This window comes from Pseudoalteromonas sp. SG43-1, assembly GCF_014164415.1.
GTDB classification, from domain to species: domain Bacteria; phylum Pseudomonadota; class Gammaproteobacteria; order Enterobacterales; family Alteromonadaceae; genus Pseudoalteromonas; species Pseudoalteromonas distincta.
In genome coordinates, this window is the sequence record NZ_JACJFD010000014.1 from 95315 (window position 1) to 105574 (window position 10260).

The 10260-nt window shown below is 39.0% G+C and carries 7 protein-coding genes and 1 tRNA gene; 6 read left to right on the forward strand and 2 right to left on the reverse strand.

Annotated features, from left to right (window positions below; all coding sequences use genetic code 11):
• Positions 1-28 precede the first annotated feature (28 nt).
• From H5159_RS11485 to msrB, 6 genes are all read left to right on the forward strand, one after another.
• Positions 29-3430 (forward strand): chromosome segregation SMC family protein, encoded by a 3402-nt coding sequence (locus H5159_RS11485; RefSeq protein ID WP_182780311.1) that lies wholly within the window; start codon positions 29-31, stop codon positions 3428-3430.
• A gap of 74 nt (positions 3431-3504) precedes the next feature.
• Positions 3505-4272 carry a cell division protein ZipA gene (zipA, locus tag H5159_RS11490; RefSeq protein ID WP_182780312.1) on the forward strand — a complete coding sequence of 256 codons (768 nt, stop codon included), beginning with the start codon at positions 3505-3507 and terminating at the stop codon, positions 4270-4272.
• An 80-nt stretch (positions 4273-4352) separates the two neighbouring features.
• On the forward strand, positions 4353-6371 hold the full coding sequence (gene ligA, locus H5159_RS11495) for an NAD-dependent DNA ligase LigA (RefSeq protein ID WP_182733427.1): 2019 nt from the start codon (positions 4353-4355) through the stop codon (positions 6369-6371).
• 10 nt (positions 6372-6381) lie between these two features.
• Positions 6382-6900: a DUF2919 domain-containing protein gene (locus H5159_RS11500; RefSeq protein WP_182712209.1), complete on the forward strand. Its 519-nt coding sequence runs from the start codon at positions 6382-6384 to the stop codon at positions 6898-6900.
• 2 nt (positions 6901-6902) lie between these two features.
• On the forward strand, positions 6903-7343 hold the full coding sequence (locus H5159_RS11505) for a hypothetical protein (RefSeq protein WP_138489371.1): 441 nt from the start codon (positions 6903-6905) through the stop codon (positions 7341-7343).
• A gap of 147 nt (positions 7344-7490) precedes the next feature.
• A complete protein-coding gene (gene msrB / locus H5159_RS11510; RefSeq protein ID WP_024605441.1) occupies positions 7491-7931 on the forward strand; it encodes a peptide-methionine (R)-S-oxide reductase MsrB in 441 nt (146 codons plus the stop codon).
• A gap of 4 nt (positions 7932-7935) precedes the next feature.
• On the opposite strand, the gene H5159_RS11515 is transcribed toward msrB, so the two are convergent.
• Both H5159_RS11515 and H5159_RS11520 read right to left on the reverse strand, forming a co-directional pair.
• Positions 7936-9582, reverse strand: a complete 1647-nt coding sequence (locus H5159_RS11515) for a tetratricopeptide repeat-containing response regulator (RefSeq protein WP_033020645.1) — start codon at positions 9580-9582, stop codon at positions 7936-7938.
• 489 nt (positions 9583-10071) lie between these two features.
• Positions 10072-10147: transfer RNA gene (locus tag H5159_RS11520), tRNA-Val, on the reverse strand.
• Between the last annotated feature and the right edge of the window lie 113 nt (positions 10148-10260).

Sequence of the window (10260 nt, forward strand, 5' to 3'; positions counted from 1 at the left end):
AACAATAATAATCGGTAATAACAATAAGATGCGCTTAAGCACTATTAAATTAGCGGGCTTTAAATCCTTTGTAGAGCCCACTAAAATTCCATTTCCTGATCAAATGACGTGTGTTGTTGGCCCCAATGGCTGTGGCAAATCTAACGTTATTGATGCAGTACGATGGGTGCTAGGTGAAAGCTCTGCTAAAAACCTGCGTGGCGACGCCATGACCGACGTTATTTTTAATGGCTCAACTAATCGAAAAGCCATATCACAAGCCTCTGTAGAGCTTGTTTTTGATAACGATAAAGGAAGTCCTTCAAACACATTTGCCGATCGAAACCAAATTGCTATTAAGCGTTTAGTAACGCGCGACGGACAGTCACTGTATTTTTTAAATGGCAGTAAATGCCGTAAGCGTGATATTACCGATATATTTTTAGGCACCGGTCTTGGTCCACGTAGTTACGCAATTATTGAGCAAGGGATGATCTCGCGCTTAATAGAAAGTAAACCACAAGAGCTGCGCGTATTTTTAGAAGAAGCCGCTGGCGTTTCTAAATACAAAGAGCGTCGCCGTGAAACACAAACTCGTATAAAGAGCACTCGCGAAAACCTTGAACGTTTGTTAGATGTGCGTAAAGAATTACAAAGCCAGCTCGATAAATTGGCTGTGCAGTCGGTTGATGCAAAAAAATACCGCGAATTAAAAGTACAAGAACGTACGCTAAAAGGCCAAATTGCCGTTTTAAAATGGCAAAAGTTACATCAGCAGCAACTTGAAAAAAGTGCCCAAATTAAAAAACTTAATGATCAAATTTTGTTTTTTAAAACCGCTAACTCAGGGCATGACGATGTACTTGCAAGCCTAGAGGGGCAAGTACAAGCCCAGCAAGATAAACTAAGCGATGCACAGCATCAGCAACATGTAATACACACCGAGCTTACTCGCGCTGAGCAACAACAAATCAATGTAAAGCAGCAAACCCAAACGCTTAAACAAAGTTTAATTAAATTACAGCAACGCCAAATTCAAAGTGCTGAGGTAAAATCGCAGCAGCAAATTGTGTGCGAGCAACTTAATGAAGCCCTGCAAGAGGCAAATGAAAACGCCTTAATATGTGAAGAGCAAGTTAGTGGGTTAACGCATGAACTTGAGGAATTATTAGCACTTAATCAGCGCCACCATACTCATTGGCAAGCTTTGTGTGAGCAACAGCAACAGCTTAATAATAACGTGCAACTACATAGTAGTCACATTAAACAAACTCAGCAGCAAATAAGCCACGTTAACGAGCAAATTGATCAGTTAACTGTTCAGCTTAGTGAGCTACAAAGTAGTGATGTAGAGCAGCAGTTAATACAGCAAACACAGCAAACACAAACCTTAACTCAAGAACTTGCCGCTAAACAAACAGCACATACGAAGTGCACTGCTAAGCTTGAAGTGCAAAATGAGCTTGTTAATAACTCACAAAAACAATATTCGACGCTCACTCAAACAATAAACGAGTTAAAAGCCAGTATAACGGGGCTTAAAAGTACATTAGGGCTTGATGAGAAAAGTGAACGTACTAATGGTTTGTTTAATCAGCTAGGTGTTAAAGAAGGCTTTGAGCTTCTAATAGAGCAAGCACTTAAATCTTTAGAGCATTTAAATGTAAGTGAGCAGCAAGCTGATAACAGTGTGTGGCCAAATAGTGATAAAAGCATGCCAACAAATAGCTTAGCTACATATATAACAAGCGGTGTTTATCCAGAGCATTTAGCACGTATTGCTTATAGTGAAAGCGGTGATTTAGAAATACTAAAAGATAGTTTTTATACAGCCATTATGGATAAAAACGGTGCTTTATATGGTCGTAACTGGCATGTAAGTGCCGAATGTAATGCAGAAAACTCATTACTTTTAAAGCATAAGCAATTGCAAGATAAAGCTCAGCAGTTAAATAATGCCGAGGACGAGTTACAACAAGTAACACACACGCGTGACGTACATACAGCTGAGCAAATAAAGTTAGTTAACGAGCAAAGCGAGCTAAAAGAAGCCATACATGAGCTTGCGCAAAATATAGCAGTAGCCAGTACGCGCAGCGATATGCTCAAACAGCAAGTAGCACAATTTAAGTTACAACTAGAAAAGCTACAGCAACAAAAACAGCAATTCACCACTGCGCTTTTACAATTAAATACCGTGCTTGATGAGCAAGTAGCGCAATTTGAAGTGTTAAATGAGCAGCAACTTAACTTAGCGGATGAAGTAGACGCTGCAAATAGCTTGCGCTCACAAAGTGATAAAAGTTATAGCGAAGCATTAAGCATGCTTGAGCAATATAAAACACAAGCACATAAGGCAACGCTCTCAGAGCAAAAGGCACGCAGTGAATGGCAGTTAAGCCAAACCAAATTGAGCCATGCGGAGCAAGAGCACGTTAGTGCATCAGAAGGTGCGCAAGAACTACTAAATGAAATAGAAGAGCTGCTGATACCAGAGCAAGAACTTAGCGATAAAATTACGCAGCTCTTAGCACAGCATCAAAAAGGTGAGCAGGCATTAGTATTGCTACAAAAAGAATTAGCTCAGGCCAAAGAGAGCTTAAACACTAAGCAAATAAGCCTTAAAAATTCACAAGGTGAGCTGGTGGGCTTGCAAGAGCAGCACCAAAAGCTAACAATTGAAGAGCAAAGCTTAGTAATAAAAGCGCAAGTTGCGCTTGAGCCATTAGAAGAGTTGAAACAAAGCTTAAAAGCAATACTTGATGAATTACCAGATTCATTAAATTTAAGTGCAGCACAAAATCAGTTAACAGGATTTACTAATCAGTTAGATCAATTAGGTGCAGTAAACTTAGCGGCAATAGAAGAATTTGATTTAGCCAAAGCACGTAGTGATTATCTTGATAATCAATTAGATGATTTAACAAAAGCGTTAAGCACCCTTGAAGGTGCAATTCGTAAAATTGATAGTGAGACCAAAACACGCTTTAAAGCGACGTTCGATCAAGTTAACGAAGACTTTGCTGAGCTATTTCCTAAAGTTTTTGGTGGTGGAAGCGCGTATTTAGAATTAACCAGTGACGATTTACTCGAAAGTGGTGTTAGTATAATGGCACGACCACCGGGTAAGAAAAATTCAACAATTCATTTGTTAAGTGGTGGAGAAAAAGCGCTGACCGCATTATCATTAGTGTTTTCTATATTCAGGCTCAATCCAGCTCCTTTCTGTATGCTGGACGAAGTAGATGCACCATTAGATGATGCCAACGTTGTGCGTTTTTGCCGTTTGGTTGAAGAAATGTCACAATCAGTGCAGTTTATTTATATTAGTCATAATAAAATTGCGATGGAAATGGCAGGTAGATTAACAGGTGTTACTATGGCAGAACCTGGCGTATCGCGTATGGTTGCTGTAGATATAGAGCAAGCTGTGCAACTTGCACACGCATAAATTTTTATAACAAGTGTATTAGTTTTTCATTAATATACAGGTTTTAGGCATATCAAATAATAAAAGGTGAGGGGATGGCCGAACAATTAAGATGGGTTTTAATCGTTATCAGTGTAATTGTCATTGGTGGTTTATTAATACATGGATTGTGGTCAGTTAGAAAAAAAGACCGCCCAGAAGTATCGGATAATGAACGGGTTGAGCCATTACAACAAAGCACACCAGCTTCATCTAAACCGTTTCGTACTGAGGCTGAGCCAAAAGAGCCAATGCAAGACGAACGTGATGAGCCACAATTTGGCGAGCTTAACTTTGATGCAAATGAGCCGCAAATTGATACAAGCGTGCCAGAAACACCAATTGAAGACGACCTAGAAATAGTTGATGATCTTGAAACAAAAGATCAAAGTGCTGAAGAAGCGCCTGCTCAAATGTCTGACTTTGTTATTGTGCATATTCAAATGCCAGAAGAGCTTAGTATGCAGGGCAGTAAACTATTACCAGCAGTTAATACTTTAGGTTTTAAATATTCTGAGGAAGGCTTTTTTAATCGCCACTTAGATCCGGCTGGCCAAGGCCCTGTTTTATTTAGATTAGTAAATATGTATAACCCAGGTACGTTTGATATTGATAATATGGAACAGTTTAGTACCGCTGGGGTAAGCTTATTTATGACGTTACCGTGCGACGGCGATGGTCTAGCGGCATTTAATATGTTGCACAGCGCAGCTAAAAAGTTAGCGGATGAATTTGGTGCACAAATTTTAGATGCTGAGCGAAATGAAATGACAGTAGATCGCATCAGGCAATATGTTGAACAGGTTCGTTCTTTTTCAGCGTAAATAACGCATACATTATATTTTTATAAGCCACTGGACGGTGAATCGTCAAAGTGGCTTTTTTTATGTTTATTGAGGTTTAAATGTCTAGCAGCATTAGTGAGCAAATTAATCATCTTCGTACTACATTAGAGCAACACAACTATAACTATTATGTGCTCGACACCCCCAGTATTCCTGATTCTGAATACGATAGGTTATTACGCGAATTAAGCGCACTAGAGATGCAGCACCCTGAATTTTTAACCGCCGACTCTCCGACACAAAAAGTAGGCGGTGCCGCACTGAGTAAATTTGAGCAAGTAGCGCACCAAGTACCCATGTTATCGCTTGATAACGCGTTTAGTGAAGAAGAATTCACTGCGTTTAATCGTCGTATAAAAGAGCGCTTAATGAGTACTGATGAGCTTACTTTTTGTTGTGAGCCAAAACTTGATGGATTAGCCGTATCAATTATTTATCGTGATGGTGTGCTTGTACAAGCGGCTACGCGAGGTGATGGTTTTACCGGTGAAAACATTACTCAAAATGTTAAAACCATTCGTAATGTACCGCTTAAGTTACGTGGTGATTACCCAAAAGAGCTTGAAGTGCGCGGCGAAGTATTTATGGACAGCGCTGGCTTTGATAAATTAAATACTGAAGCGCAAAAACGCGGTGAAAAAGTATTTGTTAACCCGCGTAATGCAGCCGCGGGGAGTTTGCGTCAACTCGATTCTAAAATTACAGCTAAACGCCCGCTCATGTTTTATGCCTATAGTACCGGGCTTGTAGCTGATGGCAGTATTCCTGAGGATCACTATCAGCAATTAGAAAAGTTAACTGACTGGGGGTTGCCACTGTGCCCAGAAACAAAATTAGTTGAAGGTCCTAAAGCCGCGCTTGAGTACTACAGCGATATTTTAACGCGCCGTGGCGAGCTTAAATATGAAATTGATGGCGTAGTAATAAAAATAAACCAAAAGGCCTTACAAGAGCGTTTAGGCTTTGTGGCACGAGCTCCCCGCTGGGCTATTGCGTATAAATTTCCGGCGCAAGAGGAAATAACCCAACTACTTGATGTTGATTTTCAAGTCGGTCGTACTGGCGCCATTACACCGGTTGCACGTTTGAAGCCTGTTTTTGTGGGTGGCGTTACCGTATCAAATGCAACGCTTCATAACAGTGATGAAGTTGCACGTTTAGGCGTAAAAGTAGGCGATACAGTTATTATTCGCCGCGCAGGAGATGTAATCCCACAAATAACGCAAGTTGTACTTGAGCGCCGCCCTGATGATGCCAGCGATATCGAATTTCCAGTAACTTGTCCTATTTGTGACTCTCATGTTGAAAAGGTTGAAGGCGAAGCTGTCGCTCGTTGTACGGGTGGGCTTGTATGTCCTGCACAACGCAAACAAGCAATTAAACACTTTGCGTCACGCAAAGCGCTGGATATAGACGGCCTTGGCGATAAAATTGTTGATCAGCTGGTAGACAGAGAGCTTATAAAAACACCCGCTGATTTGTTTATTTTAAAACAAGGACATTTTGAGTCACTTGAACGCATGGGACCTAAGTCAGCCAAAAATTTAGTAACAGCCCTTGAAGAGGCGAAAGGCACTACGCTTGCTAAGTTTTTATATTCATTAGGTATTCGCGAAGCAGGTGAGGCAACAGCACAAAATTTAGCTAATCACTTCCTTACCCTTGAAAATATAATAAATGCCAGCATTGATAGTTTAACGCAGGTAAGTGATGTAGGCGAAATAGTTGCAACGCATGTTCGTGGCTTTTTTGATGAAGAGCATAATTTAGCAGTTGTTAATGCGCTTATAGAGCAAGGCGTAAACTGGCCAGCGTTGAGTGCGCCTTCTGAGGAAGAGCAACCACTCGCAGGACTTACATATGTACTTACTGGCACGCTTAATACACTTAACCGCAATGATGCTAAAGCTCGCTTGCAGCAATTAGGTGCTAAAGTATCTGGTAGCGTATCAGCGAAAACTGATGCGTTAGTCGCAGGTGAAAAAGCAGGTTCAAAACTAACTAAAGCGCAAGATTTAGGTATCGACATACTCACGGAAGATGAATTAATTGAGCTGCTTAAAAAGCATAATGGCTAGGAAAGCGACAATGAGCCGATATGGGCCAGAATACTGGGATAAGTACGGAAGTTACCGTACACCTATAGCATTTCATTTAAGTTTGCTGGTGCTTTTACGTGGCTATTTTATTTGGGTGATTGCGGCTTTAAGCCGCAGGCCTGAACTGGATTTAATGTCGTTATTTTTTAAAAATAAAAATGATTTTTTTATCGCAATAGCAATTGGAAGTATTGCAATAATACCGACTATTTTATTTTGTTTACGCAGACCACGAGATTCACACAGTGCGAGCGATAAGTTAGCAAAAATATGGCGACATATGCGCTGGCCTCTTATTTTATGTGCTGTTGTTGATTTAACATGGTTAAGTATTCAGGCAGCGCATAGCCATTATCGATTTTCATCATTTTTAGCAGTACAAATGATGATTGTTTTATGGGTATTGTGGTATTTGGTGAAAAGCCGTTATTTAACCGTTTTTTTTAATGATTGGCCTGAGCCGACAGAAAAAGCATCAGAAGAAAAAAAGCGACTTAAAAGGGATTAGTTGTGGACGCTGTAAATAAAAAAATAGCGATAGCTATATCGTTAATAGGGTTAGTGCTTATTATTTTAATGATTAGCACTGAGCTTTTAGAGTCTATGTGGTTTAAAGCGCTATTTGGGTTGTGGGTATTTGTTTTTTGCTCAAGCGTTTATAGGCTAACGCCCTTATTTAAATCAAGAAATAGGCTAGAGGATTTTATTCAGCGAGATGCCCAACATTTACTACTTTTTAGTTTGATGGGATTTTTTGATAAAAAGCATGGTCCAAATTGGTTAGTTATTGAGAGTATTGAACGCATAACAACAAAGGATGATGAGCTAATTATTTACAGTAATAACGAGCGCCAAATGAGTGTTAGTTTACCTGTAAAAAAAGCAGAGCTAGATAGTTTTATTAAACGAATACTTACCGACTCAGAAAAACAAAATATTACCTTTAGCTGAGGAGATTACCTTTAAAATTGAACGAGTTTTAGTTTTAAACGGTCAACACTCTTTAGCTGATCTTTAGTGTATTAAATAACGTAATAATTAACCGTACTTCTTATAAATTTATTAAGTACGGTTAATCAACTATTCAATGAGGCTATTATGTTGAAGTGGAATGATGTTATTAACTTTGCCACCAACGGCAATCCTACCCCAAGTAAAAAAGTAGTCAAAACTGACGAGCAGTGGCGGATGCAACTATCAGAAGATGAATATTACGTAACACGTAAGAAGGGAACAGAGCGCCCAGATAGCTCGGGTAGTTGTACATTACTCGAACCTGGCAAGTATGTGTGTATTTGCTGTGATAATCTATTGTTTGATGCCGATGAAAAGTTTGATAGTGGCACTGGTTGGCCGTCATTTACGCAACCTGCAACAATTGAAGCGATTGGTTATGTAAACGATACAAGTCATGGTATGGAGCGCATAGAGGTGGTTTGTAACGTATGCGATTCGCACTTAGGCCATATTTTTCCAGATGGCCCATTACCAACAGGTTTACGTTATTGCGTTAATGCCGCAGCAATGAAAAAGATCTAATATTTTATTTACTAGCGCTTTGAATATCTAAATTCATTTCTTTTGCTATATGTAAAATCTTATCTAAACGCTGCGTCTGATCTGCTTGTAATTTAGTTTTATCAAGAAGGGCGTAGCATCTTCTAGCAAGATCCATATTAAATGAGCTGCCAGATTGCTTGGTTGAATCAAATAGGCACTGTAATAAATTAAGTGCAATACTCTGATTGCGAGGCATTACTCTAAATGCTTGCGTAAAAGCTTCCAGCGCAGTATTTAACTGCCCTTTATTAAATTGATTAACGGCATGGTTATTAAGCTCTTTTGGACCCATTTTAATATCGCGTCGCTCACTTTGTTGCTGCTGAATATAACGCAAGTAAGTTGTGTCGCTAACTGCAGGGTGTCTTTCACAGTGGCTAATTATTTGTGTGAATAAGGTTTGCGCCTTCTGATGAAACCCCAGTTCATGAAATGCTTTTGCTTTATCAAGTGCTCCATCAACCGATCGGATATGAGTATCGTCGTCATCAAGCTGCTCAATTAGCTTTTTCGCTTTTTGATGCTCGTCTTTTAAGTAATGAAGTCGTGCATTAAGTACATCAATTTGAGCTTGATTTGCATTATTAGGAAACTGTTTTTTTAAATCATTAATGTACTGATTTGTTTGTCTAGAAATTCGTTGAATTTGATCAGTTTGATCAGTCGTTAACGCAAAGTCGATACCGGCACGTGCTGCATTTAAATATACATCGGGGTGGTCGTGTATTGAGTGCTTTGCAAAGGTGGCTATATCTTTTTGAGTTAAATAGCTTTTTTCGTAGTCGTGATTAATTAGCGACACATTACTTAACGATTTTTGGCGTGTGATGTTTCGCGGTGCAATGTCTGCTGCTTGACTTAAAAAGCTTTGTGCTAGTTCAAACTGATTTAGCTTTATTTCTAATCTGCCCAACAAATCAAGGGCTACTAAACGAGTTTCTTGGCGCTCTAACATTGTCTTGAGCATTCGCTGCGCCAAAATATGTTCGTTATTCGCTATAAGTGCCTCTACTAAACCTACTTTTGCCCAAGCAAATTTTTGAATATCGAGAACAGACTTAAAAAAGTCTTTTGCATCTTGAGCACGCTTTAAGCGAAGTAGGGCATCGCCTTTTAAGCGAAGTAGGATAGGACTGTAATTATTATTTTTTTTATCCAGAGCGGTATCAATAAATTTAATAGCTTTTGAATCGTTACCATCATCAATTAATGAATACACTGTTTGTAAGTCGTGTTTACGCTTTAAGATTCGTTCAATGCGTGTTTTAAGCTCTTGTACTGTAAAAGGCTTAACTAAAAAGTCATCTGGCTGCAGCTCAAGAACACTATGAACGAGTGAGCCACTTGTTTCTGCTGAGATAAAAATAAAGCCAGTCGAACTTTTTATGAGCTGCTTTACACGTAGCTCTTCATAAAGCTGGTAGCCATCTTGGTGTTTGTTTAAGTTGAATGAGCAAACTATTAGATCAAATTCTTCACTTAAACACTGCTCTTTTGCAGAGTTTGCATGATCAGCAAAGCGCAACTGCCGAAAGCCAAGCCTTTCTAACGATTGTTTCATATAGCTTTGAGCAAGTGGCTGCTCCTCTACTATAAGTATTTTGGCTTTTGAATAGATCTTAGTTGGCATTGGCTTAAGCGTAATTGTATTTAACACAGACTATAATCAACAGTTTAACTCCTTACAAGGGAATTTAAATGATAGCTGTATTTATTAGGTACTTAACTTTGTCTAATACGTTTATCTAACTTCGAAAGTACTGAGCCGAATAGCATAATTAAAAACTAAATAAGTAAAATGGAAACGCTATATTTGATGAGTGCTTTGATATGGTAATTTAGATTTTAATAAAAATATGAAATGTATTTAAGGTAAAAAGAGGAGTTAAACGTATTTAATATGGGAAAAAGTTATTACTAGAGAAGTTGTCTGATGGTATTTATATGTGGTGGGTGATTACTTGGCTTGATACCAGTGACCCTCGCCATTATTTGTAAAGAGTGGGGATGCTCTTTATTAAATGCGATTTATATATTGAGTTTTTATAAAGTTTGTAAATGTGTTTAATATGAGAAGGAAGAGTTATTACTAGAGAAGTAGTTTAATGGTATTTATATGTGGTGGGTGATACTGGACTTGAACCAGTGACCCTCGCCTTGTAAGGGCGATGCTCTCCCAACTGAGCTAATCACCCACATATAATTGGTATCGCTACTATTTAATTCATTATTACTAGTTATTCACCTGCTAATAATTGGTAGATGATCCTGCACTGGAACCAGTTACCCTCGCCTCTTGATGTCGATG

Coding starts and splice junctions, on each gene's coding strand:
- ligA (WP_182733427.1), top strand. CDS start 4,353: ATGTCTAGCAGCATTAGTGAGCAAATTAATCATCTTCGTACTACATTA.
- H5159_RS11485 (WP_182780311.1), top strand. CDS start 29: ATGCGCTTAAGCACTATTAAATTAGCGGGCTTTAAATCCTTTGTAGAG.
- zipA (WP_182780312.1), top strand. CDS start 3,505: ATGGCCGAACAATTAAGATGGGTTTTAATCGTTATCAGTGTAATTGTC.
- msrB (WP_024605441.1), top strand. CDS start 7,491: ATGTTGAAGTGGAATGATGTTATTAACTTTGCCACCAACGGCAATCCT.
- H5159_RS11500 (WP_182712209.1), top strand. CDS start 6,382: ATGAGCCGATATGGGCCAGAATACTGGGATAAGTACGGAAGTTACCGT.
- H5159_RS11515 (WP_033020645.1), bottom strand. CDS start 9,582: ATGCCAACTAAGATCTATTCAAAAGCCAAAATACTTATAGTAGAGGAG.